The sequence below is a fragment of the Microbacterium sp. NPDC059771 genome (assembly GCF_042732495.1).
GTDB classification, from domain to species: Bacteria; Actinomycetota; Actinomycetes; order Actinomycetales; family Microbacteriaceae; genus Microbacterium; species Microbacterium sufflavum.
The window spans coordinates 835,545-859,710 of sequence record NZ_JBHWHK010000001.1 but is presented as its reverse complement, the minus strand read 5'-3'; the positions used below and the strand labels follow the sequence as shown (position 1 = coordinate 859,710).

Genomic DNA, 24,166 nt, shown 5'->3' with positions numbered 1-24,166 from the left:
CGATGGTCATCCCCGGTCGTGCCGATCGGCCAGGGTGGGCGACGGCCGGGTCGGGCGAAGGTCGCCGGTAGGCTGGAGGGGTGGCCCGAACCCCCGTCCTCACGACCCGTGTGCTGCTCGTCTGCGCCGCGATCGGTGTCGCGACGGGCCTCCTCGGCGGGATCGCCGGGTGGGTCACGCCGGTGCTGCTGGCGAGCCCGCTGCTGTTCCTCTACGGGCTCGTGCTCGGGTCGCACGTGCTGCCGGGGATCATCGCGCAGGAGGTGCTGCGGCTGCCGCTCGTCGCGCTCATCACGCACGTGTTCGCGGCGCTCATCGCGAGCGCGTTCAATCCGGCGTGGGCGCTGCGTTTCATCGGCACCGCGCTGCTGTTCGGGCTCATCCAGGAGGGGGTCGCCGCGCTCACGCGGTACCGCTCCTGGGGCGCCTGGCGCTTCTTCGTCTCGGCCGCGATCATCGGCGTGATCGTCGCGGTCGTGGTGTTCTTCGCCGCCCACCTGTCGGTGATGCCGGTGTGGGCGCAGATCCTCTACCTCGCGATCTCGGTGCTCGGCCCGATCGCCTGGACCGCGATCGGCCTCGCAGTCGGCACGTCGCTGCGCCGGGCCGGGGTCGCCCGCCGCTAGCCCCGGAGCCTCGCTGGATAACACAGGTAAGGCTCAGCTAAGTTAGAGGCACACCCTCCGTCGAGCCCCGGGACCTGCCGTGCGCCCATCCGCGCCCCTCCTCCGCGTGCGCGAGCTCTCGCTCACCCACGCCGGTGCCGCGCACCCCTCCCCGCGCGATGTGTCGTTCGACATCCGGCCCGGCGAGGTCGTGCTGCTGCTCGGTCCGTCCGGCTCCGGGAAGTCCACGCTCACCCTGGCGCTCAACGGCCTCATCCCGCACGCCCTCCCGGCGACCATGACCGGCACGGTCGAGGCGGGCGGGCTCGACACCGCGGACACCGCGACCGCGACGCTCAGCACGCACGTGGCCATGGTGTTCCAGGACCCGGACGCGCAGATCGTCACGGGCACCGTGTACGACGAGGTGGCGTTCGGTCCGGAGAACCTGCTGCTCCCCGTCGAGGTGGTGCGGGAGCGCGTCGCGGAGTCGCTGCGGCGCGTGGGCCTGTGGGACCGCCGCGACGACAACCCCGACCACCTGTCCGGCGGCGGGCGGCAGCGGCTCGCGGTCGCCTGCGCCCTCGCGATGGGGTCGCCGCTGATCGTGCTGGACGAGCCCACCGCGAACCTCGATCCGCAGGGCATCGACGACGTGTACGCCGCGCTCGCGGAGGTGGTGGCCGCTGGCGATCGCGCGATCCTGCTCGTGGAGCACAACCTCGACGCCGCGATGGCCTTCGTGACCCGCACGATCGTGCTCGACCGGGAGGGGCGGGTCGCGTTCGACGGACCGGCCGCGGAGACGATCAGGGCGCACGCGGACGAGCTGCTCGCGATGGGCGTGTGGCTGCCGGGGGCCACCCTCGCGGCGCTGCGCCTGCGGGAACAGGGGCACCGGTTCGATCCGCTGCCGCTGACCCCGGACGAGCTCGCGACGGCGCTCGCCGTGCGCGACGCCGTGCCCGACGTTCAGGGATATCCCGGTGGTCCCGACGGTCCCGGCGCTCATCATGATCCCGGTGTCGACGCCCAGGGAAGGGGCGGATCCCGAGGATCCGACGAACCCCGCGCACCCGCCGTATCGGGCGCATCCGGTGCATCCGGCGCATCCGGTGGATCCGGCGTATCCCGCGAATCCGGCGCCGCCGCGAACCGGCCCGGCGAGTCGATCATCCGCACGCGAGGGCTCACGGTGAAGCGACGGCGCACCGAGATCCTGCACGGGGTGGACCTCGATCTGCCCGCGGGCAGCCTCACCGCGATCGTCGGGGCGAACGGGGCGGGCAAGACCACGCTCATCCAGGCGCTCGCCGGTGTGGTGCCGCCGCCGAAGGGGCAGGTGTCGGTCGACGGCATCGATCCGGGCACCGCCTCCCCGCGGGATCTCGCCGCCCGCATCGGCTTCGTGTTCCAGAACCCGGAGCACCAGTTCATCGCGGCGACCGTGTTCGACGAGCTCGCCCACGGCCTGCGGCTGCGGCACGTGACGGACGACGAGATCGCGGCGCGCGTCGCCGAGATGCTCGACCGATTCGGGCTGACGCACAAGGCCGACGTGCACCCGTTCCTGCTGTCGGGCGGCGAGAAGCGGCGGCTGTCGGTCGGCACCGCCCTGATCACACGGCCCCGGGTGCTCGCCCTCGACGAGCCCACGTTCGGCCAGGATCGCGCGCGCGCCACCGAACTGCTCGCGCTGCTGCGGACCCTGCGCGCGGAGGGCACCACGATCGTGCTGGTCACGCACGACCTCTCGCTGGTCGCCGAGCACACCACGCACACGGTCGTGCTCGCGGACGGCCGGGTGCACGCCGCCGGGCCGACCGCGGAGCTGTTCGCCGACCCCGCGGTGTTCACCGACGCGAGCCTGCGCCTCCCCGACGTGCAGCGCGTGCTCGCCGCCGCGGGTCTCGCCACGGAGTCCCCCGCACGCACCGCCGCGTCCGGACTCATCCCCGCATCCGCCCCCGCACCCCGATCCCCCGCTCCGGACCAGGAGGCGTCGTCGTGAGCGGCAGCACCGGCACCGTGTTCGACCCGTACGCGCGTCTCACCGCGACGGCGCCGCACCAGTTCCTGTATGCGCTCAACCCGCTCGCGAAGGTCGCGGGGTTCGCTCCCGCGATGGTGCTGCTCGTGTTCGTGCGCGATCTCGCGACGCCCGCCGCGTTCCTCGCGCTCGCGTACGTGCTGATCCTGTCCGGAGCCAGGGTCACCGGGCGGCTGCTCGCGCTGCTCCTGCTCGGCCTGCCGTTGGGGATGCTCGCGGTCACCGTCGGGTTCTCGCTGTGGGTCGATGCCGCACGGGTCGACGGCACCCCGGCGCTGCTCTCGGTGGGCGACTGGACGCTGTACAGCGGCGCGCTCACGATCGGTGCGGCCACGGCCCTGCGGTTGGGGGCGATCGTCGCGCTGGCGCTGGTGGGCGGCCTCACGACCAGCGGCTCCGACCTGGTGCGGGCGAGCGTGCAGCAGCTGCGGGTGCCGTACCGCATCGGGTACACGGCTCTGGCGGCCTTCCGCTTCGTGCCGCGGTTCGGGCACGAGCTGGCGGTGATCCGCGCGGCGCACCGGGTGCGCGGCTATCACGGCGGGCGCGGTCCTCTCTCCCGCATCGCCCGAGGCTGGGGGTACATCGTGCCGCTGCTCGCCGGGGCCATCCGGCATGCCGAGCGCGTGGCCCTGGCGATGGATTCCCGGGCGTTCGGCGCGCATCCGACGCGGACCGAGCGGCACCTGGTGCCGTTCCGCGTGCGCGACACCGTGTTCACCGTGGCGATGCTCCTCACCTCGGCGGCGATCTTCCTCGTCTTCTTCCCCTGGCAGCTCCCCCTCTCCTGAAAGGCACTCCATGGCATTCAGCAAGATGGTCAAGCCCGAGACGACCGAACTCCTGCACCTCACCGTGCTGCGCTCTGAACGGCTCTCGTCGCACTGGATCCGCGTGACGCTCGGCGGCGGTGAGATCGACCGGTTCCGCCCGATGGGGTACGACCAGTGGTTCCGGCTGTTCCTGCCCATCGGCGGCGAGGCCGGCCTCGACCGGGTGCCGGCGAAGGCGAACAAGATGTTCGGCTATCTCAAGTTCCTGCGTATCCCCGACGGCGAGCGGCCCGTCATGCGCAACTACACGGTGCGTGCCTTCCGGGCGGCGACCGCCGAGGCGGGGGCGGAGATCGACGTGGACTTCGTGTTGCACGGTTCTGCGGCCGACGGCACGGCGGGCCCGGCGTCGCGGTGGGCGGAGACCTGCGAGCCCGGCGAGCACGTGCTCGTCATCGACGAGGGCCTCACGTTCAACCCGCAGCGGGGGACCGATCGCGTGGTGCTCGTCGGCGATGAGACCGCGCTGCCCGCAATCGCCGGGATCGCCGCCTCGCTCCCGGCGCACGCCACCGGCACCGCGATCGTCGAGGTGCCGGCCGAGGACGACGCCCTGGACTTCCCGCACCCTGCGGGGCTCGACGTGGTCTGGATCGTGCGCCCCCACGACGCGGCGCCCGGTGCTCTCGCCCTGGAGGCGCTGGGCCGGAGCGAGCTTCCGAGCGCGCCCTTCCACGCCTATGCGGCCGGGGAGCAGTCGCTGGCCTCCGGTGCCCGCAGGCTCCTCGTCGGCGAGCGCGGCGTGGACAAGAACGCCGTGAGCTTCTGCGGGTATTGGAAGGTCGGCGCGGCGTCGCCCGCGTCGAAGGCCGCCCGCGAGGCCGCGTCGGAACCCCTCGCATGAGCGCTCAGGATACGGCCGACGGCGCACCCGATCACGCGAAAGCGCCGGAAACTACGGACGGCGCACCCGATCACACGAGCGCGCCGGAAGCTACGGATGGCGGACCCGATCACACGAACGCGCCGGAACCCGCGGACCTCGGTACCCCTCGCATGAGCGCGCCGGACGGCGGTGTCTCCGGCAGGCGGCGCTTCCGGTTCCCGACGGCGCTGCTGCTGACGTGCGCCGCGCTGGGCGTGGCCGGCGGGCTGCTGCTCGCTCCCGCGAACTGGGTGTCGACGATCCTGTTCCCGGGGCTGCCGTTCGTGAGCGTCGCTCTCGCCGGCCTGTGGCTGCTGCCGTCGGTGATCGCCCTGCGCCTGCTGCGCGCGCCGCTCGTGGGTCTGCTGGTCGGGTTGCTGGCCGGGCTCGTGATCGTGCCGTTCTCCGGGTACGGCTTCGGCAGCGTGGCGACGAACCTGTGGTGGGCGGCCTTCACCGAGCTGCCGTTCCTGTTCGTGATGTGGCGCTACTGGGGCACGTGGCTGCACTACGTCGGGGCCGTGGTGGTGGGGGTCGTGTATCCCCTGCTCGCGTGGGCGTCGTTCGACCTGGGCGGTTTCACCCTTCCGGTGCAGCTGCTCTTCTTCGCGATCACACTCGCGAGCTGTGTCGCCGCCACCGCCCTCGGCATCCTGATCGCTGATCGCCTGCGCGCCGCCGGAGTCGGCCGCAGCCGCTGACCCCGGCTCGACGCGACTCGAGCCCACCCCCACCACCCGAACACCCGTCATGCGGCGATGTCGAAGCGGGCCCGCCCACCGAGCCGAGGCGTGCGTGCGGGGTCGATGTACCGCGGAGGCACGAACCACACCCTCGCCATCCCGCCGCCGCTACCACCGCCACCACTGCCGCGTTCGCCGCTGTCGATGTGGATGTCCCACCCGTTGTCGTGGATGCGATGGTGACACGTCTCGCACAGCAGCACCCCGTTGGACAGATCCGTCGGCCCGCGGTCGCGCGACCACCACCGGATGTGATGCGCCTTCGTCATCTCCGGCGGCAACCCGCACATCGCACACCCCCCGTCTCGCTCCACCAGCGCCAGCCGCTGCGCCCGGGTGAACAACCGCTTCTCCCGCCCCCAGTCCAACACCTCACTGCCCCCGCCGAGCACACACGGGATCACCCCGCCGCCCGCCGCCATCCGCCGCACCGCCCCGACGCTCACCGGCTGATCGATCCCGTCCACCTGCGCCGACCCCGATCCCGCCTCCAGATCCCCCAGGCCCACCCGCACCACCACCGTCGCCCCGGCCAGCGGCAACCGCGACGCACACCCGAGCACGTGCCCCGCGAACGCCGACAACGCATCCGCCTGGATCATCGGCACTGTACGACGGTCCGCATCCGGAGCCCCCGCATCCGGCGCCTCCTGACGCGCCGCGAACGCTGCCGACACGAACCCCCGGATCGCCGCCACCACCGGCGCCGCCGTCTCCGCATCCAGCACCGCGTTCAGATGCACCATCCCGTCACGCTCGAACAGCGTCAACGACCGACGCGACCGCTGCTCCTCCGCCCGCGGCTCCACCCCATCCGGATCGACCCACGCCTCCGCCCGCACCACCAACCGCCGCACCTCATCCACCGACAACCCCGCCGCCTGCTCCACCAGCACCCGCTCGGCTTCCGCCACCCGAGCAGCACCCACGGCCACGCGGCACCGGTCGAGCATCGCGACGATCAGCGCGGCCGCCGGCGCACCGAGCGCACCCGCGGCCAACGCCTCCCGCACGCACGGGTACTTCGCCGGCAGTCGCTGCCCCAGGAGGTCGGCGCGCGGGGCCGTGGCCTCGCCCACCGCCACCAGTCGCGCCGCCTCTCCCGTCGAGACTCCGGTCGTCGCGGCGATCAGCCTCGCCGGGTTCCGATAGCCCTGCTGCTTCGCCAGGCTGCCGGCACCGAGCTCAGGCCGCGACTCCCGCGCGATGCCCGCTCCCACTGACACGTGCACCGCGTCGAGACGTCTCCGCAGCACGCCGATCGCGTCGTTCACCGCGATCAACTGCTCGCGGTTCAGGTCCATCGGATCGCCCGCGCCACCCCACGCGGCGTCGAGGCGGGACATCGCCTCGTGCAAACCGGAGAGTGTGGACATGCCCCGATTCTACCGTCGACGGCGGCGAGTTTCGTATCTTTGTTCGAATCGAGAACCGGGATATCGGGCTGTCGAGAGGGCCACCGACGCCCTCCACGAACCGCACGGTGGCGCCCGACGGAACGGGCTCGCAGACCACGCCCTCGCGACCCGATCGTCCCCGCCGGAGCACCCATCGATAGCATCAGCGGCATGGACTGGCGTGACGACCGCATCCGCTCCGCCGCGCGGGGAGAGAACCCGACGCTGCTCGCCGAACTGCCCGGCGGCTACGCGGTGATCGGCGATGTGCAGTTCCTCCCCGGCTACTGCGTGCTGCTCGGCACGGATCCGGAGGCCACCGCGCTGGCGGACCTGCCGCGGGAGGAACGGGTACGGTTCCTCGCCGCCGTCGACCTCCTCGCCACGGCCGTGGAGCACGCCTGCCGAGAGGTCGATCCGGCGTTCCGTCGCATCAACATCGACATCCTCGGCAACACCGACGCCTTCGTCCATGCCCACGTCTGGCCCCGCTACGAGTGGGAAGCGCCCGACCTGAAGTCCTGGCCCGTCTGGCGCTACGACCCCTCGAACTGGCACGACGCCGCCACCCGCCTCGGCCCGCAGCACGACGATCTCCGGGCCCGCATCACGGCCCACCTCCGACGCCTCGCCGCCGCCGACTCGATCTCGATCGCGCGCCGCCCCGCCCCCTGACGCGATCCATCCCCCGCTCCGCCCCTGTCGCGGCCTCACAAACGCACCCCGGACCACCCCGCCCGCCACGTCTCCGACCCCGCACTCGGACCATCGCGTCCTCGGGCTACTTCACACTCCCCTGGGTGAGCCCGCCGACGAGCCACTTCTGCAGGAACAGCGCGAGCAGGTAGATCGGGATGAGGCCGGCGAGGCTGGCGGCGGCCATCTGCCCGAACATCACCTCGCGGCCGCCCTGCATGAGCGCGATGCCGACCGGGAGGGTCTGCGAGTCGATGCTCTGCGTGAGCAGCAGCGGGATGAGGAAGTCGTTGTACGCGAGGATGAACACGATGATCGACACGGCGACGATGCCGGGCGCGGTGAGCGGGAGGATGACCGCCCACAGGGTGCGCAGCGGTCCGCAGCCGTCGATCTGCGCGGCCTCGTCGACCTCGAACGGGATCGCGCGGAAGAACCCGTCCAGCAGCCACACGGCGACCGGGGTGAGCAGCAGGCCCTCCACGATGCCGAGCCCGATCACGGAGTCCATCAGCCCGGCGGTGCGCACCAGCACGAACAGCGGGATGATCGCGACGATCGGCGGGGCGACGTAGGCGGAGACGATCAGCCCGAGGGTCTGCTTCCCGCCCGCGCGCAGCCGCGCCATGGCGTAGTTGGCGGGGATCGAGACGACGAGCGACACCAGCACCGCCACGAGCGCGGCACCGAGGGAGTTGCGCAGGTAGGTGAGGATGGGCCAGTTCTCGAACGCGCCGACCCAGTTCTCGAACGCGAGCCGCGAGGGCAGGATGCGGGTGGACAGGATGTCGTCCGGGCTCTTGAACGACATGCCCACCATGTACAGCACGGGCAGGAGGGCGAGCACGATCGCGACGAGGATCACGACCCACTTCACGACGGTGACGAGCACGGACGGGCGACCGGGGCGCGAGATGCTCGAGGTGCGGCTGCGGCGACGACGGCGGCGCGCGTCCGGCACGACCAGCGTGACGGTCGCGCTGTCGGAGGCGTGGTCGGAGGTGCGGAGTGTGAGCGACATGTCAGCTCTCCCTGTGCAGGCGCTGCCGGACGGCGTTGAGCGGCAGGATGACGATGGTGACCAGCACCAGGAACGCGATGGTCTGCGCGGCGGCAGCCCCCACGTCGAAGGTCTGCAACCCGGTGCGGTAGATCTCGAAGCTGCTGACGGTGGTGTCGAAGCCGGGTCCGCCGCCGGTCATGATGAACACCAGGTCGAACACCTTGAACGACACCACGAGCTTGAGCAGCAGCACGGTGACCAGGCTCGGCAGCACGAGCGGGAACGTGATGCGCCAGAACGTCTGCCACACCCCGGCGCCGTCGACCTGCGAGGCCTCGTACACCTCGGTCGGCAGGGTCTGCAGCGCGGCGAACACGAGCAGCACGCAGAAGGGCGTCCACTGCCACGCGTCGACCACGATCAGCGAGACCATCGCCGCCGGGCTCGAGCCGAGGAACAGGAACGGCTCGGCGCCCGGGCTGAACGACTGACCGATGTTGTTGAGCAGCCCGCCGGTGGGGGCGAGCATGAGCTTCCAGATCACGCCCGCCATCACGGGCGGCGTCATCAGCGGCAGCAGGAGCAGCACCCGGATGATCCGTCCGCCCTTGACGGCCGCGTCGAGCGAGAGGGCCACCACGAGACCGGCGACGAGGGCGATCAGGGCGGACGGGATCGCGAAGAGCAGCGACCTGCCGAGGGACGGGAGGGTGACCCCGTCCCCCAGCAGTGCCGCGAAGTTGTCGAACCCGACCCAGTCCGCGAACGGACGCCCCAGCGACGAGTCGGAGAACGACGCGACGACGATGTAGGCGAGCGGGTAGATCGCGATGATCACGATCGCGAGGATGGCGGGCGCCAGCAGGGCGCGGCCCGTCCACGACGCGCGTCGGGCGCGGCGCCGGGAGGCGACGGGTTGCGACATGAGCTGTCCTTTCGGGTTCGACGAGGCGATCAGTCGGCCAGGGACTGCCAGGTGTCCCAGGTCTGCTGCATCGCCTCTTCCGCGGTCAGGCTGCCCTGCAGCATGAGCGCGAGGTTGTCGCTGAGCGACTGGATCATCTCGGGGGCCTGCGGCGAGGTCGGCCAGGACTGCGCGTTGGGCAGCACCTGGGCGGCGACGGCCGACACCTCCGGCGCGAACTCGATGTACTCCGGGCTCTCCAGGGTGGAGGTGCGCGTAGGGTCGACACCGGAACCGGTCGTGGTGATCAGCTTCTCGTTCGTCTCCTTCGACGAGGCGAACGCGACGAACTGCTTCGCGAGGTCCTCGTCGCTGGCGTTCGGGCTGATGCCCATCGCCCAGCCGGCGTTCAGCGCTCCGGAGACCTTGCCCTCGGGTCCGACCGGCAGCGGCGCGACGCCCCAGCCGTCGACGATCTTCGACTGCTCCGGGTCCTGCGCGAACACGCCCAGGTCGGTCCAGAACTCGATCATGCCGACGGAGCCGGAGAGGAACTGCGGCAGCGCCTGCTCGAACCCGATCTCCAGCGGGCTGGGCAGCGCCGAACCGGAGGCATCGAGCATCGACTGTGCCGCGGCCACCGCGTACTCGGTGTCGAGCTGCGGCATCTGCGGGTCGATCGGGTCGGGCGACATGGTGGCGAGGCGGTTGAAGAAGGTCGAGCCGATGTTGAACGCGCTCTTCGAGCCGAGCAGCGCGTTGCCGTACACGCCGTTCGTCTTCTCGGCGTCGGTGATCTTCTGCGACACCTCGACGTACTCGTCCCACGTGGTCGGGACCTCGACGCCGTTCCGTTCGAAGATCGCCTTGTTGTAGAAGAGCACGTGCGTGTCGCCGTCGATCGGCAGCCCGTAGGTCGCGTCCTCGTACTGCGAGTAGGGGCCGAAGATCGCCTCGATGAAGTCGCCCGAGTCGATGTCCTCGTCGGACTCCACCCAGTCGGTGATGTCGGCGAGGGCCCCGGCGTCGGCGAGCGCGCCGACCGACGTGTACCAGTACTGGATGACGTCGTAGTTGTTGGTGCCGGACTGCGCGTCGAGGATCGCCTTGGTCTGGATCTGGTCGTAGGGCACGACCTCGACCTCGACCTCGACGCCGGTGGAGGCCTCGAAGTCCTCCTCGAGGATCTTGCCCGCGCCCTCCTGCGGGGCGGCGATGAGGACCTTGAGGGTCTTGTCGCCGCCGTCGCCGCCGGAGCCCCCCGCGTCGCCGGAGCAGCCGGCGAGCACGAGGCCCGCGGCGGACGCCAGGGCGATGACGGGCAGGGCACGGCGCGTCAGCCGCGCGGGGGATGAGGAGCGTCGTTGCACACTCATGGTGCTGTCCTTTCGATGTTCTTTCTCGGGTGAGGGGTTCGTGCTCGGGTGAGGGTGGTGCGGGTTCAGGGCGCTCAGGCGTCGGGCGTCCAGGGGCGGTCGACCTTGTCGCCGTCGACCCAGGGGGTCTTCACGAACACGGCGCGGAAGGTCTCGTCGAACGGGTTCCGCACGAAGTGCTCCTCGTGCGGTGCGGCGCGCAGCACGTCGCCGGTCTCGACGACGCGACGGGTGTCGCGGTCGAGCCAGATCTCGGCGCGCCCCTCGATCACCACGAACGACTCGGTGTGGTGCTCGTGGAGGTGGTTGGCGAACTCGTCGCCGGGCCGCAGCACGACCACGCCGAACGCCGCGTCGTCGCCCTGCGCGAGGTAGCCGGGGCCCCAGTCGCCGAACCGGAGGGCGGCCTCGGCGCTGCGCAGCACGTCGGCGCTCATGCGAGCACCCGCGTCTCGGTGGCCTCGCGGAACAGCTCGTAGGCGTCGGCGGGGTCGGTGTCGTCGTGCACCACGGCCCGCACGGCCTGCATCATGGCCGCGGGGTGGGCGCTCTGGAAGATGTTGCGGCCCATGTCCACTCCGGCGGCCCCCGCGCGCACGGCGTTCGAGGCCATCGTGAGGGCGTCCAGCTCGGGCAGCTTCTTGCCTCCGGCCATGATGACGGGCACCGGGCACCCCGCGACCACGTCCTCGAAGCCCTCCTCGCAGTAGTACGTCTTCACGAGCTGGGCGCCGAGCTCCGCGATGATGCGGGTCGCGAGACCGAGGTAGCGGGCGTCGCGCACGAGCTCCTTGCCGACCGCGGTCACGCCGAGCACCGGGATGCCCGCGTCGTAGCCCTGGTCGACGAGCGTGGTGAGGTTGCGGATGCTGCGGCTCTCGTGCTCGCCGCCGACGAACACCTGCACGGCCACGGCGTCGGCGTGGAGGCGCACCGCATCCTGCATCGCCATCGCGATGTACTCGTCGGAGAGGTCCTTGAGGATCGATGGGCCGCCCGAGGCGCGCAGCACGAGTCCGGCCCTGGTGGCCGGCGGGATCGAGGTGCGCAGGGCTCCGCGGGTGCCCATGAGGGCGTCGGCGTGCGCGGCCAGCGGCGCGATGTTCAGGTCGATGCGCTCCAGCCCCGAGGTGGGTCCCTGGAAGTAGCCGTGGTCGAACGCGAGCATCACGGTGCGCCCGGTCTGCGGGTCGAGGATGCGGGACAGGCGGTTCTGCATGCCCCAGTCGAGGTTCGCCGCTCCCCGGATGTTCTGCGTGAAGCGGACGGCGGGCTGGTCGGCGTGGAACTGCTTCGCAGAGGCGTTGCCTTCGAGGTCTGCCATGGGGTGTCTCCTTCGGTGTCGGGTGGTCGTCGTGGTCGTCAGCCGGCGTGACCGGCGGTCGAGAGTCGGGCGGGGGGAAGGTCGAGGGGGCCGCGCGCGGCGCCCGGCGGGGTGAACAGCGGGGGCAGGTCGGTGCCCGAGATCGACATCACGTCGCGGTAGACGCGGTGCCAGCGGGCGGTCACGGCGCGGTACCGCTCGTGCTCGGCGGGGTCGACGCGCTCGATGCGGTCGGGCTCGCCCATCGGCGGGAGTTCTGCGCCGACACCTCGGGCGGCCAGCCGGGCGGCACCGTACGAGGTGGCCTCGGGTGCGGGCGTGACGCGGGTGTCGAGCCCGGTGACGCCCGCGATGACCCGCGGCCACAGGGCGCCCGCGCTGGATCCTCCGGTGAACGTGACGGCGCCCTCGGCGACCGCGCGCCCGGCGGTGAGCGACGACAGGATCTCGAGGTGCGCGCTGGCGACGATCGCCGCGGACTCCTCGATCGCCCGGATGAACGCGCCGCGCGAGGAGCGGGCCGCGTCGTTGATGTCGAAGCCGACGAACGCGGGGGCCGCGTGGTGCCAGGCGTCGGCCTGCATCACGTTCGCCGTGGTCGCGACGACGCCGTTCGCCCCCGCGGGGACCTCGGCCGCCCACTGCTCCATCACGGCGAATGCGGAGGTGCCGGCCGCGCGACCGAGCTCGGCGGCGTCGGGGCACATCGCGTCGCGGAACCACCGCATCGCGAGGCCGGAGAGGAAGCCGATGCCCTCGACCATCCAGGTGCCCGGATCGACGTGGCACAGGGTGCGCAGGCGCCGCTCCGGGTCGATCAGCGGCTCCGTGGTCACGGCCGTGGTCTGCCAGAAGGTGCCGGCGACGATCGTCGGCAGCCCCTCGCGCGCCGCGATGCCGTGCAGCGCGAGCTGCGTGTCGGCGCCGCCCGCGACCACCGGCGTCCCCGCGGGCAGCCCGGTCGCGGCCGAGGCCTCCGCGGTCACGGCACCGACGACCTGCCCGCACTCGACCACGGGCGGCAGGATGCGACGGTCGATGCCGACGAGCCCGGCGAGCTCGTCCGACCAGTCGCGCGCCCGCAGGTCGAACAGGGCCGAGCTGGAGCCGCTGGTGGGCTCGGTCACGAACGCCCCGGTGAGCCGCGTGGTGACCCAGTCGCTGAGCATCCCGAAGTGGCGGGCGGCGGCGAGCACGTCGGGCTGGTGGCGGGCGATCCACCGCAGCCGGGCGGGGGCCGTGATCGACACCCAGTCGCCCGCGGTGCGGTACACCTCGTCGGCCACGCCCTCGGCCACCAGCTCCTCGGCCTCGGCGCGCGCCCGGCCGTCGGTGTTGGGGCACGCCCACAGCTCGCGCCCCTCGGCGTCGGACAGCACGAAGCCCTCGCGCATGCTCGACGCGGCGACCGCGGCCACGCGTCGCTCGCCCAGCCGCGCGACCACCTCGGATACGGCGCCCGCGATGGCCGTCCAGCCGCCATCGGTGTCGAACACGGTGCCGCCGGGGTGACCGGGCACGGCGACGTGGGTCCACTCGCGGGCGGCCTGAGTGACCAGGCGACCCTCGATGTCGAAGGCGAGGGCACGCGCGGAACCGGTGCCCGCGTCGATCGCGAGGAAGACGTCGCTCAGCGCTCCCATCGCAGCTCACCTCCCGCGAGGAACCGCTCGATCTCGGCGGCGAGCATGTCGGCGCCGCGGGCGAGGGTCTGGTGGGTGGCGCCGGCGAGGTGCGGGGTGAGGATGAGGTTCGGCTGGGCGACCAGGTCGCGCCACGGTCCGTCGGGCTCGTTCACGTCGAGCGCGACCCCGGCGAGGTGTCCGCTGCGCAGCCCGTCGAGCAGCGCCTGTTCGTCGACGAGCGACTCCCGGGCCGTGTTGATCAGGAACGACCCCTGCGGCATGCGGGCGATCTGCTCGGCGCCGATCAGGTGGCGGTTGTCGGCGGTCGCCCTGGCGTGCACGCTCACGACGTCGCTGCCGGCGAGCAGCGCGTCCAGGTCGGACACGATGGTCGCATCGGTCACCGTCGCCGGATCGACGTAGGGGTCGTACGCCGCGATGGTGGCGCCGAGCGCCCTGGCCCGCGCGGCGACGAGCCGGGCCACGTTGCCGTAGCCGATCAGCCCGAGGCGCAGGCCCTTCACCTCGCGCCCGAACCACCTCGCACCCTCGAACGTCGACTCCGCGAGCGGCCGCCCCTCGGCCACGCGCTCGTCGACGTCGCGCAGCGATGCGGGCACGTTCCGCACGATCGAGATGAGGAACCCGATCGTGAGGTCGGCCACGGCGTCGGCGTTCTTGCCCGGCGTGGTGGTCACGCGCACGCCGCGCTCGCGGGCCGCGGCGAGGTCGACGTTGACGGGTCCGCCGCGCGCGCAGCCGAGCAGCCGCAGCCCGGGGAGCGCGGCGAGCACGTCGGCTGTGAACGGCGCGGCATGGAAGGCGACCACGTCGTACCCCTGCGCGAGTCGCGCGACCTCGGCCGGGTCGCCCTCGAACTCGTGGATCGACGACGCGTCCCACGTCGGCTCCGCGATCGTCATGGTGGCCGTGTCCGCGGGGATCCCCCGCTGCGCGAACGCGCGGGTGAACACCTCGGCGGTCATGTAGCTGTCGCCGATGACGAGGATGCGGTGGTCGGTCATGTGCGGGTCTCCCGGTGGGGTCGGTGGGGCGGGTGCGGGTCAGCGGAGGGCGGCGGGGTAGCGGCCGGACGCGGTCTCGTTCGAGATGCCGGCGGCGTCGAACCCGGTGTCGACGCTCACGCGCAGACGGTCGGTGCGCACGGATGCGCGGGAGAAGTCGATGGGCTGTCCGCCCTGGTCGTACGCGACGGCCTCGACGACGACGATCGGGTGTCCCGGCTCCACTTCGAGCAGCCCGGCCAGCATGCGGTCGGCGGACACGGCCTCGATCGTGCGGTGCATGCGCGCGATGCGCACCCCGGTGACCCGGGTGATGGCGGCGTACAGGCTCGCGCGCGGGTCCCGCAGGTCGGGCAGCACCCCGGCGAACCGCGTCGGGAGGTAGTTGATCACGTGCACGGCCGTGCGGGCGCCGACGGCACGCACGCGCTCCAGCACGAAGCCCATGCCGTCGGCGGAGTCGCGTCCGACGACCGCGGCCGCCCACGACGGCAGCGGCTCGATGCCCGCGCGGAGGATCTCCGAGCTCAGGGCGCTGCGGCCGTCTTCGCTGTATTCGCCCAGCAGGCTGGGGGCCGAGGGCAGCGTCCAGGCGGAGGGGCCCTGCGCACGCTCGACGAAGGCGCCCTTGCCCTGCTGGCGCGAGATGATCCCGGCGGTCTCCAGCCGCGACAGCGCGTCGCGGACCGAGGTGCGGGAGGCGGCGAAGTGGGCGCGCAGCTCGTTCTCGCTGGGCAGGCGGTCGCCCGGACCCCAGGTGCCGTCGGCGATCTGCGCCTCGACGGCGCGCATGATCTGGAACCAGATGGGTGCCGTCGACGTGCGGTCGAGCGGCGGCAGGGTGAGCGGGGACATTCCGGCCTCTTCGGTGAGCGGGTGCGGAGACCTCGGCGTCTCCGAGCCGGACGACTCCTGTCCGGACATGTATCGATCATCGCGGAGCACATGTCTCCTCTGAAGAGACAAGTCAGAACTTCGCCGCCGCGATCCCCTCCCGGCTCTTTATACGGGCGCGATCAGGCGTTTCCTCGCGTCATCCGCCATCGACGACCGCGCTCGTCCCGCCCGGCCCCGCCCACTCGACCCTCCCCGTCGATACAAGTCCTCCCCCGTCCGCGTCTCGTCACCCCTCGGCGACCCCCGCCCCCTCCCGTGAGGCGGGATCGAGGTCAGAGCGCGAGGTGAAGTCGCAGCGCCTCGTCGAGCGCGCCCATCAGCTCCGCGGGCACCCAGCCCACGGGGCGCACGATGCGGGCCACGGCGATGGTGCGCACCTGCTCGGCCTGCGCCTTGCTGTCTCGGTCGAGGCCGGTCGCGGCTGCGGGCAGCAGCACCTGGAAGGGCCACACGCGCTCCGTCGCCGTCGTGAGCGGCACCACGGTGACCGTGGCGCCCGGGCGACGGATCGCCACCGCGTTGGCGGTGTTGTTGCTCACCACGACCGCCGGCCGCGTCTTGCGCGCCTCGGAACCGACGCCCGGGTCGAACGAGGCGAGGACGATCTGCCCACGGCGGAGCAGCGCGACCGCGACGTCACTCACGCCGAAGCCAGGCCATCGTCGGCGGCGGAGTCCCACTCCTCGTCGTACCCCTCGCCGTAGGCCTCGGCATAGGCGTCGGCGAGCCGGCTCTCGCGGAGGAGCCGCACCGCGTCCTGGATCGCCGCCGACCGGGACGGGTAGCGGCCCTCGAGCGTCTGCGCGTCGAGGAAGGCGAGGTCGCCGTCCGGCAGACTCAGGCTGATCTTCGCGGTGCTCACGCGGCCATCCTACCCCGGTAGCACTACGGGTACCACCGCCCCCATGCCCGGTGCGGGACGGAAAAGGCACCCCCCGGCGCCTTCCGGGGCGCACTTTCGATCCCGGACGCGCACCCACGGCCCGCCGCCCGGATGCGGGATGGAAAACGCACCCCCGAATGGCTCCGGAGGTGCGTTCTCGATCCCGCGCGGGGGCGCAGGCGGGCTGGAGGTGGGGTCAGCGCTTGCCGGCGATCTGGCGGCCGACGATCTCGCGCATGATCTCGTTCGTCCCGCCGTAGATGCGGTGCACGCGCGCGTCGAGGAACGCCCGCGCGATGGGGTACTCGGTGATGTAGCCGTAGCCGCCGTGCAGCTGCACCCCGGCGTCGAGCACCTCCCACTCGCGCTCGGTCGCCCAGAACTTGATCTTCGCGGCCTCCTCGGCCGACAGCTTGCCGTCCTTGTAGGCCAGCAGCGCGCGGTCGATGTAGGCCCACAGCGCGTCGACCGTGGTGGCCATGTCGGCGATCTGGAAGCGGCTGTTCTGGAAGTCGATGATCCGCTCGCCGAACGCCTCGCGGTCGCGGGTGTACGCCACGGTCCAGTCGAGGGCGGCCTGCGCGGCGGCGGCACCGGCGACCCCGATCGACAGGCGCTCGAGCGGCAGGTTCATCATCAGCTGGATGAAGCCCTTGCCCTCGACGCCGCCGATGAGGTTCTCCTCCGGCACGAACACGTCGCTGAACGACAGCTCGGCGGTGTCGTGCCCGTGGAAGCCCATCTTGCTGAGCTTCTTGCCGTGCTCGAAGCCCTCCATGCCATCTTCGATCAGCACGAGGCTGAAGGCGTCGGGGCGGTTGCCCTCGCCGGTCTTGACGAACGTGACGACCAGGTCGGCCGTGGCGCCGGACGAGATGAACGTCTTCGCGCCGTTCACGAGGTACCCGCCGTCGACCTTCTTGGCGGTGGTCTTGATGCCGCGCAGGTCGGAGCCGGCGCCCGGCTCGGTCATGGCGAGCGCACCGACGACCTCGCCGGTGGCCATGCGCGGCAGCCACTTCTGCTTCTGCTCCTGCGTGCCCATGTGCACGAGGTACGGCACGGCCAGGTCGTCCTGGATGCCGAAGGCTCCGGCGAGAGAGCCGGCGCCGGCGGCGATGACCTCTTCGTTCACGATCGCGCGGAAGCGGTAGTCCTGCAGCATGCCCGCGCCGCCGAACTCCTCGGGGACCGACAGGCCGATGATGCCCGCCTCACCCGCGGCGCGCATGGTGTCGCGGTCGACCTCTCCCGCGGCGTCCCACTTCTCGATCGCCTCGCCCGTCACGTGGCGCTTGACGAAATCCTTGACGAGGTCCCGGAAAGCCTCGTGGTCCTCTTCGTAGATGTCGCGTTCCATGCCGTCCTCCCGAACGTGTCGTGCCTCATTGCTCCGGCGATTCTACGGCCGACGGCGGGCCCGGCAGGGGACATTGTGAGAATGCATCCCACGGATCGTGACACTCGGTACCGGGGTTGTGGGAAGCCTCAATCGGCTTATCGACGGCGCGCCGGGACGCGGCGGGATCGCCGACCGGGAGACTCGGGGCATGCAGGAAGTCTGGCCGTACATCACCGCCCTGTGGTTCACCGTCGCGCTCCTCGCCGGAGGATTCGCCCGCACGCGGGGGCGCTCGGCGTGGGTGTGGTTCCTGCTGACGCTGTTCACCGGACCGATCGCGGCGTTCCTCCTCGTCGTCTGGCCATCCGTCGAGACGCGCAGCCCGCGCTGAGGGCAGCCGGGCGTCAGTGCGCGTAGTCGGGCGCCGCGGGCAGCCCGAAGAACTCCTCGAGCGTGTGATACCCGCCCTCGTGGTACGCCGCCGCGAGGTCGACGCCGACGTACCGCAGGTGCCACGGCTCGGGCGCGTAGCCGGTCACGGGCGTGCCGACGTCTTCGTAGCGCACGATGAAGCCGAACTCCCAGGCGTGCGCGGCGACCCAGTCGCTCTGGCCCGTGCCGCCGAACCCGTCGAGGCCGCCGCAGCCCGCATCGCACGCCACCACATCCAGCGCCAGGCCGGTCTGGTGCTCGCTGTGCCCGGGGCGCGCCGAGCCGGCGTCGGCCTCGGCCTGCCCCTGGGCACGGACGTGCGAGTCGTAGGTCGAGACCTGGAGCCCGTACGAGCGGTAGCCGTTGTTCGCGCCCAGCCGCCCGACGCCTGCCGCCTGAGCGGCACCGGCCATCGCGCCGACGGCGGCGGCCACGTCGGCGCGCACGAGGCCGGAGGGCGTGGTCATCTGCAGGGGCACGGCGTCGAGGAGCGCCGGCTCGTAGTCGGCCGGGGTCAGCGGAAGACCCTTGTTCACGACGACCCAGACGCGGGCGGGGTCGGTCAGCGAGATGCACGGCGCGCTGCCGGCGACCACCGCCTCGCGGAACGCCGCGCCGCCACCGAACCCGGCGATCGTCGCCGCGTCGTCACCGTTCGCGATGGCCTGCTGCACCCCGGGCTCGGCGCACGGGTCGGCCGCGGGGATCGCCGCCGTCCGCACCGCCGGCACCTGCGCGACCGCGACGGGCCGCGGCATCGCGTCGGCCGCCGACGAGGGGAGCACGGGCGTCGAGGCGATCGAGAAGAGCACGCCGAGCGCGGCGACGGCCAGCCCCACGGGCAGCGCGGGACCGGAGATCGGGGAGCGCGGAGCCGCATGCTGGGCAAGCGGCGGAACGGTCATTGCCTCATTCTCTCATTCGAAGATCTCTGCGACGCCGGCTTGTGCTTTCTTCGTCTTTCTGTTCGAATGAGGGGATGCGGTGGCAGGGGCAGAAGCTGGGCGACGTCGACGAGGCGGCGCTGCCCGGGCTGGAGGAGCGCAGCGGCGTGCTGCGCACCGTGAAGACCCCGGCGTTCGAGGGCATGACCTTCCATGAGGTGCTGTCGAAGTCGGCTCTCAACCACGTGCCCGGCGCCTCGCGCATGCCGTTCGCCTGGACCATCAACCCCTACCGCGGCTGCTCTCATGCCTGCACTTACTGTTTCGCCCGCGGCACGCACGAGTACCTCGACCTCGACGGCGGCGCCGACTTCGACTCGCAGATCGTGGTCAAGGTCAACGTGGTCGAGGTGCTGGAGCGAGAGCTGCGGCGGGGCAGCTGGAACCACGAGACCGTGGCGCTCGGCACGAACACCGATCCGTACCAGCGCGCGGAGGGCCGCTACGCTCTCATGCCCGGCATCATCCAGGCGCTCGCGACCTCGGGCACGCCGATCTCGATCCTCACCAAGGGCACGCTGATCCGCCGCGACATCCCCCTGCTGGTGAAGGCGGCCGAGCGGGTGCCGGTCGACGTGCAGATGTCGATCGCGATGTACGACGACGCCCTGCAGAAGGCGATCGAGCCGGGAGCGCCCACCACCCAGGCGCGGCTCGACACGGTGCGCGCCCTGGCCGATGCCGGGTTCCCCGTGACCGTGTTCCTCATGCCGATCCTGCCGCACCTCACCGACTCGGTGGAGGCGATCGACACCGGCCTCCGCCGCATCAAGGAGTCGGGTGCACGCACCGTCATCTACGGGGCGCTGCATCTGCGGCCGGGGGTCAAGCCGTGGTTCTTCGAGTGGCTCGAGCGCACGCGCCCCGACCTCGTGTCGTCGTACCGCGGGCTGTACCCCGGCGCGTCGGTCGAAGCCCCCAAGCCGTACCGCCAGTGGCTGGCACGGCGGGTGCGACCGCTCATCCGCCTGCACGGCCTCGACGCCCGGCACGAAGACGACTACCCCCGCCGCGGGTTCCGGCCGGGGCAGGGGCACACCGCGTCGAGCACGCCACCGGCCGGCACGGTCGCCTTCCGACAGACCGGGCCCGCCGCGACACCCCCGCAGCCGATGCTGTTCTGAGCCGTCCGGTCGGGAGGGCCTCCGGGGCCGCGTAGGCTCGGGGATCATGGCGATCGGTTCCACCCTCCACACGTTCGACGTGCAGCTCGCCGACACCGATCGCGGGGTCTACGACGACTACTCGCTGCGGGTGGCGCGGCATCCCTCCGAGACCGACGCCTACATGCTCACGCGGGTGCTGGCGTACGGGCTCGAGTTCGGCGAGGGCACCGCGTTCGGCGGCAGCGTGTCCGACACCGAGGAGCCCGCGGTGCTCGTGCGCGACCTCACCGGGCGGATCGTCACCTGGATCGAGGTCGGCGCGCCCGACGCGGAGCGCCTGCACCACGCCAGCCGTCTCGCCGAGCGCACCGTGGTGTACACGCACCGCGACCCCGCGAAGGTGATGGCGCCGTGGGCGGACAAACGCATCCACCGCGCCGAGGACATCCGCGTCCACAGCTTCGACCCCGGGTTCATCGACACCGCGACGCCGCACCTGGAGCGCCGCAACACCCTGACCCTCACCGTGACGGAGCGCGTGCTCTACCTCGACCTCAACGGCACGAGCCTGGCGACCGCGCTGCACGAGCAGGAGCTCGGCTGACGCCCCGGGTGATGCCGGGCTGCGAAGCGCGGAAAGGCCCCGGAGACCGAGGTCTCCGGGGCCTTTCCGATCCGAAGGCGATCAGGCGGTGAGGTCGGCCGTCGACGGCTGACGCCCGGCGATCTCCTCGATCACGTCGTCGTCCAGGCGGGCGTTCTCGAACGGCGCCTCGATCTCGGCACGCTCCAGCAGCTCGTTCATGCGACGCTGGCGCTGACGCGTGATCAGCGTCACCACGCGACCCGAGCGACCGGCGCGGCCCGTGCGACCCGACCGGTGCAGGTAGGTCTTGTACTCATCGGGGGCGTCGGCCTGCACGACCAGGTCGATGTCGTCGACGTGGATGCCGCGCGCCGCGACGTCGGTCGCCACGAGCACGTTCACGCGACCCGAGGTGAGCTTCTCCAGGTTGCGCGTGCGCTTGGCCTGGTTCAGGTCGCCGTGCAGCGACACCGCGGGGATGCCGGCGTCGTCGAACTGCTCCGCCAGCATCTCGGCGTAGGCGCGGGTGCGGGCGAACACGAGCGTCTTGCCCTCGCGGTCGACGAGCGACGTGAGGATGTCGGCCTTGTCGCGGTGCTCGATCACCAGCACCCGGTGCTCGATCGTGCTCGACTCCTGGTCCTCCCCGGCGACCTCGTACACGGCCGGGTCCACGAGGAACTCGTCGACGAGCGCGGCGACCTCGCGGTCGAGCGTCGCGGAGAACAGCAGCTTCTGGCTGCCCTCGGCGGTGCGGCGGAGGATGCGCTGCACGGGCTCGACGAACCCGAGCTCGCACATGTGGTCGGCCTCGTCCAGCACCGCGATGCGGCAGTCGGACAGGTCGAGCTTGCCCTGGTTCATCAGGTCCTCGACGCGTCCGGGCGTGCCGATCACGATGTCGACGCCCTTCTTGAGCGCACCCACCTGGCGGCCCTGCGGCACACCGCCGTAGATCTGCGTGGTGAACAGTCCGACGCTGCGGGCGATCGGCTGGATCGTGCGGTCGATCTGCAGCGCGAGCTCGCGCGTCGGGGCGAGGATGATCGCGCGCGGGGCACGACCGAACTCGCGGCGCTTGCCCGCCTGCGACTGGAGCACGCGCTCCACGAGCGGCGCGCCGAACGCGATGGTCTTGCCGGAGCCGGTGCGACCGCGGGCGAGCACGTCGCGCCCCTCCAGCACGGCCGGGATGCTGGCCGCCTGGATCGGGAAGGGCGTCTCGGCGCCGAGGTTCTTCAGCGTCTCGGTGATGTTCGAGCCGAGCCCGAGGTCGGCGAAGGTCACGTTCTCGACCTCGACGGCCTGCACGGCCTGCGCTTCGAGGCGCTCGTGCACCACGTCGGCGCCCGGGGTGAAGGCGTCCTTGGGCTTGGCGTTCCAGTCGCTGCGGCTGGGGCGCTCCTCCCGGCGCGGACGCTCGGTGCGGTAGGCGCCACCGGTCGAGGCGCGGGGACGCTCCCGCTCCCCGTCGAACGCGCGCTGCGTGCGGTCGCGGTCGAATGCCCGGCGGGCGCGGTCGGCGTCGTACGAGCGCTCGGGGCGCGAGGGACCGCGGTCGTTCGAGCGGCCCCGGTCGTCGCGGTCGTCGCGGCGCGGACGCTCGTCGCGGTCGAACCGCGGGCGGTCCGCACCCCGGTCGGCGTAGCGCGGACGGTCGCCGCGACGGTCGTCGAACCGCCCGGCGCCGCGGTCGTCACGGCGGTCGGTCGAGCGGGCCCGGTCGTCGCGGTCGTACCGGGGACGGTCGCCGCGGTCGGTCGAGCGGGCCCGGTCGTCGCGGTCGTACCGCGGACGGTCGCCGCGGCGGTCGTCGAACCGCGGGCGCCCGCCGTCACGGTGGTCGTTGTCGCGGAAGCCCTGACGCTGCTGGCCGCCGCGGTCGTCACGGCGGTCGTCGAAGCGGCCCGCACCGCGGTCGTCGCGGTAGGTGCCGGGACCGGTGGGGCGCTGGCCGCCGCGGTCGTCACGGCGATGCGGCGCCTCGCGGCGACCGGACTCGGCGCGGTTGCGGATTCCGCGGGCCTCGTCACGGCCCGCGCGCTCCTGCGAGGTCCAGCGGCGCTTGGGCGCGCCCGACTCGGTCTCCTCCGGGCGGTAGCCGCGGTGGTTGGGGCTGCGGCTGCCGGGGCGACGGTCGTAGCCGGCGGTCGAGCGGCGGTCGCCCGCGTCGGCCCTGGTACCGCGCTCGTCGCGCGCACCGTCACGGGCGGGCGCACCGCGGTGCCGCTCGTGGAAGGAGGTCTTCTTGGCGCCGTAGCGCGGCTCGAAGTTGGCGGCGGCGCGGCCGCCCTTGGGCTTCTTGTTCTTGGGCATGCGGGGGGTGTCCTTCTGCGTTCTCGCACGAGAACAGCGCTGCGCACGCGCGCGAGCACTCCGACGGATGCGGAGTTCCGGACGATCTGCGGCCGGGGCCATTCCTGTGATGGTTGATTCACGTCGATCGACGTTCACCATCGGCCCCTGGACTCACACTTCACACACTGAAAAACGTCCGCGCCCTGCGCGGGTGTCCGAAGCCGACCATGCCAGTGTACCGGCCGACCCTGGGAGCGACCCGCGCCCCACTACGATGACGGGGTGACCCCCGTCTCCCCCACCGGCCTCCAGGTGCACCTCGGACTCGGCGAGGTGACAGCGCAGATCGCCCAGGTCGGCGCGTCGCTGCGCTCCCTCCGCATCGGCGAGGTCGACCTCGTGCCCCCGTACCCGCTCGACGCCCCCACCCCGTCGTGCTCCGGCGTCGTGCTCGTCCCCTGGCCCAACCGCATCCGCGACGGCCGCTGGGACGACGAGGGCACGGTCCGCCAGCTCACGGTCTCCGAGCCCAAGACGGCCAATGCCAGCCACGGCCTGCTCCGCTTCACGCCGTACGCGGTCGAGCAGACCGACGCCGCGGCGACCCTGCGCGCCACGGTGTATCCGCAGACGGGTTACCCGTATCTGCTCGAGACCTCGGTCGCCTACGTGCTCACCGCCGGCGGCATCGAGGTCACGCACACCATCACGAACTGGTCGGAGTCCGCGGCGCCGGTCGCGCTCGGCACGCACCCGTTCGTGACGATCGGCGACGTCGACCCGCACGAGCTGGTGCTGCGGGTTCCCGCGCAGACCGCCTTCGAGACCGACGACCGCCTGCTTCCGGTCGGCACCCGGCCCGCCGATCCGGCGCTGCGCACGGGGCTGCGCCTGGGCGATGCGACGCTCGACACCGGGCTGACCGATCTCGACCGCGACGCCGACGGCCACGTGCGCCACACCCTCACCGCGCCCGACGGCCGCACCGTCACGCTGTGGCAGGGCGAGGGCTTCGACGTCGCCCAGGTGTACACGGCGCGGAACTACCCCGGCACGCCGCTCGCCGTCGCGATCGAACCGATGACGGCCCCCGCTGACGCGTTCAACAGCGGGACCGGGCTGCGCCGCCTGGCTCAGGGCGAGACCTGGACGCTGGAGTGGGGCATCACGTTCGGCTGAGGCCGACGCACCACCTCCGATCCGCGAGCGAAGGGCCCCGATCCCCATCGTCT

General features: G+C 72.1%; 24 protein-coding genes. 10 read left to right on the top strand and 14 right to left on the bottom strand.

All coding sequences use genetic code 11. The features are described from left to right. The first annotated feature begins 80 nt into the window (after nucleotides 1-80). The 5 genes from ACFV3I_RS04150 to ACFV3I_RS04130 all read left to right on the top strand — a co-directional run bounded on the left by ACFV3I_RS04150 (nucleotide 81) and on the right by ACFV3I_RS04130 (nucleotide 5,054). Complete coding sequence (locus tag ACFV3I_RS04150; RefSeq protein WP_136033981.1) at nucleotides 81-626, top strand: ECF transporter S component; 546 nt, start codon at nucleotides 81-83, stop codon at nucleotides 624-626. Nucleotides 627-705: 79 nt separating this feature from the next. Then, nucleotides 706-2,616, top strand: a complete 1,911-nt coding sequence (locus ACFV3I_RS04145) for an ABC transporter ATP-binding protein (protein WP_378822430.1) — start codon at nucleotides 706-708, stop codon at nucleotides 2,614-2,616. Beyond that, nucleotides 2,613-3,446 (top strand): energy-coupling factor transporter transmembrane component T, encoded by an 834-nt coding sequence (locus ACFV3I_RS04140; RefSeq protein ID WP_136034022.1) that lies wholly within the window; start codon nucleotides 2,613-2,615, stop codon nucleotides 3,444-3,446. Before ACFV3I_RS04145 ends, ACFV3I_RS04140 begins: the two co-directional genes overlap by 4 nt. Nucleotides 3,447-3,456: 10 nt before the next feature. Beyond that, nucleotides 3,457-4,332 carry a siderophore-interacting protein gene (locus ACFV3I_RS04135; protein ID WP_378822428.1) on the top strand — a complete coding sequence of 292 codons (876 nt, stop codon included), beginning with the start codon at nucleotides 3,457-3,459 and terminating at the stop codon, nucleotides 4,330-4,332. A gap of 152 nt (nucleotides 4,333-4,484) precedes the next feature. Beyond that, on the top strand, nucleotides 4,485-5,054 hold the full coding sequence (locus tag ACFV3I_RS04130; protein WP_378803308.1) for an ECF transporter S component: 570 nt from the start codon (nucleotides 4,485-4,487) through the stop codon (nucleotides 5,052-5,054). Nucleotides 5,055-5,101: 47 nt separating this feature from the next. On the opposite strand, the gene ACFV3I_RS04125 is transcribed toward ACFV3I_RS04130, so the two are convergent. Continuing rightward, nucleotides 5,102-6,472, bottom strand: a complete 1,371-nt coding sequence (locus ACFV3I_RS04125) for a DUF222 domain-containing protein (protein WP_378803307.1) — start codon at nucleotides 6,470-6,472, stop codon at nucleotides 5,102-5,104. Nucleotides 6,473-6,664: 192 nt separating this feature from the next. Here ACFV3I_RS04125 and ACFV3I_RS04120 point away from each other — a divergent pair, with 192 nt between their 5' ends. Beyond that, the gene (locus ACFV3I_RS04120; protein WP_378803306.1) at nucleotides 6,665-7,168 is read left to right on the top strand and encodes an HIT family protein; all 504 of its coding nucleotides are present in this window, start codon (nucleotides 6,665-6,667) and stop codon (nucleotides 7,166-7,168) included. Between the two features lie 106 nt (nucleotides 7,169-7,274). On the opposite strand, the gene ACFV3I_RS04115 is transcribed toward ACFV3I_RS04120, so the two are convergent. The 11 genes from ACFV3I_RS04115 to ACFV3I_RS04065 all read right to left on the bottom strand — a co-directional run bounded on the left by ACFV3I_RS04115 (nucleotide 7,275) and on the right by ACFV3I_RS04065 (nucleotide 17,586). After that, entirely contained in the window at nucleotides 7,275-8,210 is a 936-nt protein-coding gene (locus ACFV3I_RS04115; protein ID WP_136036765.1) for a carbohydrate ABC transporter permease, read from the bottom strand. A gap of 1 nt (nucleotide 8,211) precedes the next feature. Next, nucleotides 8,212-9,117 (bottom strand): carbohydrate ABC transporter permease, encoded by a 906-nt coding sequence (locus ACFV3I_RS04110; protein WP_378822427.1) that lies wholly within the window; start codon nucleotides 9,115-9,117, stop codon nucleotides 8,212-8,214. 29 nt (nucleotides 9,118-9,146) lie between these two features. Further along, a complete protein-coding gene (locus tag ACFV3I_RS04105; protein WP_378803304.1) occupies nucleotides 9,147-10,472 on the bottom strand; it encodes an ABC transporter substrate-binding protein in 1,326 nt (441 codons plus the stop codon). 74 nt (nucleotides 10,473-10,546) lie between these two features. Beyond that, a complete protein-coding gene (locus ACFV3I_RS04100) occupies nucleotides 10,547-10,909 on the bottom strand; it encodes a cupin domain-containing protein (protein WP_136033995.1) in 363 nt (120 codons plus the stop codon). Continuing rightward, nucleotides 10,906-11,796, bottom strand: coding sequence for a 3-hydroxy-5-phosphonooxypentane-2,4-dione thiolase (lsrF, locus tag ACFV3I_RS04095; RefSeq protein ID WP_378803302.1), 891 nt, complete (start codon nucleotides 11,794-11,796; stop codon nucleotides 10,906-10,908). Before lsrF ends, ACFV3I_RS04100 begins: the two co-directional genes overlap by 4 nt. 38 nt (nucleotides 11,797-11,834) lie before the next feature. Next, complete coding sequence (locus ACFV3I_RS04090; protein WP_378803301.1) at nucleotides 11,835-13,439, bottom strand: FGGY family carbohydrate kinase; 1,605 nt, start codon at nucleotides 13,437-13,439, stop codon at nucleotides 11,835-11,837. Then, nucleotides 13,427-14,446: an NAD(P)-dependent oxidoreductase gene (locus ACFV3I_RS04085; protein WP_378803300.1), complete on the bottom strand. Its 1,020-nt coding sequence runs from the start codon at nucleotides 14,444-14,446 to the stop codon at nucleotides 13,427-13,429. Before ACFV3I_RS04085 ends, ACFV3I_RS04090 begins: the two co-directional genes overlap by 13 nt. Before the next feature lie 39 nt (nucleotides 14,447-14,485). Next, nucleotides 14,486-15,370, bottom strand: a complete 885-nt coding sequence (locus tag ACFV3I_RS04080; RefSeq protein WP_136034003.1) for a GntR family transcriptional regulator — start codon at nucleotides 15,368-15,370, stop codon at nucleotides 14,486-14,488. Between the two features lie 245 nt (nucleotides 15,371-15,615). Beyond that, the gene (locus ACFV3I_RS04075) at nucleotides 15,616-15,987 is read right to left on the bottom strand and encodes a type II toxin-antitoxin system PemK/MazF family toxin (RefSeq protein ID WP_275090590.1); all 372 of its coding nucleotides are present in this window, start codon (nucleotides 15,985-15,987) and stop codon (nucleotides 15,616-15,618) included. Further along, nucleotides 15,984-16,205 (bottom strand): ribbon-helix-helix domain-containing protein, encoded by a 222-nt coding sequence (locus ACFV3I_RS04070; protein WP_136034005.1) that lies wholly within the window; start codon nucleotides 16,203-16,205, stop codon nucleotides 15,984-15,986. The genes ACFV3I_RS04075 and ACFV3I_RS04070 overlap by 4 nt, the downstream gene beginning before the upstream one ends. 217 nt (nucleotides 16,206-16,422) lie before the next feature. Then, nucleotides 16,423-17,586 (bottom strand): acyl-CoA dehydrogenase family protein, encoded by a 1,164-nt coding sequence (locus tag ACFV3I_RS04065; RefSeq protein WP_378822426.1) that lies wholly within the window; start codon nucleotides 17,584-17,586, stop codon nucleotides 16,423-16,425. Nucleotides 17,587-17,776: 190 nt separating this feature from the next. Between ACFV3I_RS04065 and ACFV3I_RS04060 the strand changes: the two genes are divergently transcribed. Continuing rightward, nucleotides 17,777-17,959: a hypothetical protein gene (locus ACFV3I_RS04060; RefSeq protein ID WP_136034009.1), complete on the top strand. Its 183-nt coding sequence runs from the start codon at nucleotides 17,777-17,779 to the stop codon at nucleotides 17,957-17,959. A 13-nt stretch (nucleotides 17,960-17,972) separates the two neighbouring features. Here the strand turns inward: ACFV3I_RS04060 and ACFV3I_RS04055 are convergent, their stop codons facing one another. Beyond that, nucleotides 17,973-18,905, bottom strand: coding sequence for a M15 family metallopeptidase (locus ACFV3I_RS04055; protein WP_378822425.1), 933 nt, complete (start codon nucleotides 18,903-18,905; stop codon nucleotides 17,973-17,975). A 74-nt stretch (nucleotides 18,906-18,979) separates the two neighbouring features. On the opposite strand from ACFV3I_RS04055, the gene ACFV3I_RS04050 reads away from it, so the two are divergent. Then, entirely contained in the window at nucleotides 18,980-20,068 is a 1,089-nt protein-coding gene (locus ACFV3I_RS04050; protein WP_378803296.1) for an Rv2578c family radical SAM protein, read from the top strand. Between the two features lie 46 nt (nucleotides 20,069-20,114). After that, nucleotides 20,115-20,654, top strand: coding sequence for a YaeQ family protein (locus ACFV3I_RS04045; RefSeq protein WP_378822424.1), 540 nt, complete (start codon nucleotides 20,115-20,117; stop codon nucleotides 20,652-20,654). An 81-nt stretch (nucleotides 20,655-20,735) separates the two neighbouring features. Here ACFV3I_RS04045 and ACFV3I_RS04040 read toward each other — a convergent pair whose 3' ends face one another. Next, on the bottom strand, nucleotides 20,736-22,952 hold the full coding sequence (locus ACFV3I_RS04040; RefSeq protein ID WP_366627019.1) for a DEAD/DEAH box helicase: 2,217 nt from the start codon (nucleotides 22,950-22,952) through the stop codon (nucleotides 20,736-20,738). Nucleotides 22,953-23,216: 264 nt separating this feature from the next. Here ACFV3I_RS04040 and ACFV3I_RS04035 point away from each other — a divergent pair, with 264 nt between their 5' ends. Further along, the gene (locus ACFV3I_RS04035; protein ID WP_378822422.1) at nucleotides 23,217-24,113 is read left to right on the top strand and encodes an aldose 1-epimerase family protein; all 897 of its coding nucleotides are present in this window, start codon (nucleotides 23,217-23,219) and stop codon (nucleotides 24,111-24,113) included. Nucleotides 24,114-24,166 lie beyond the last annotated feature (53 nt).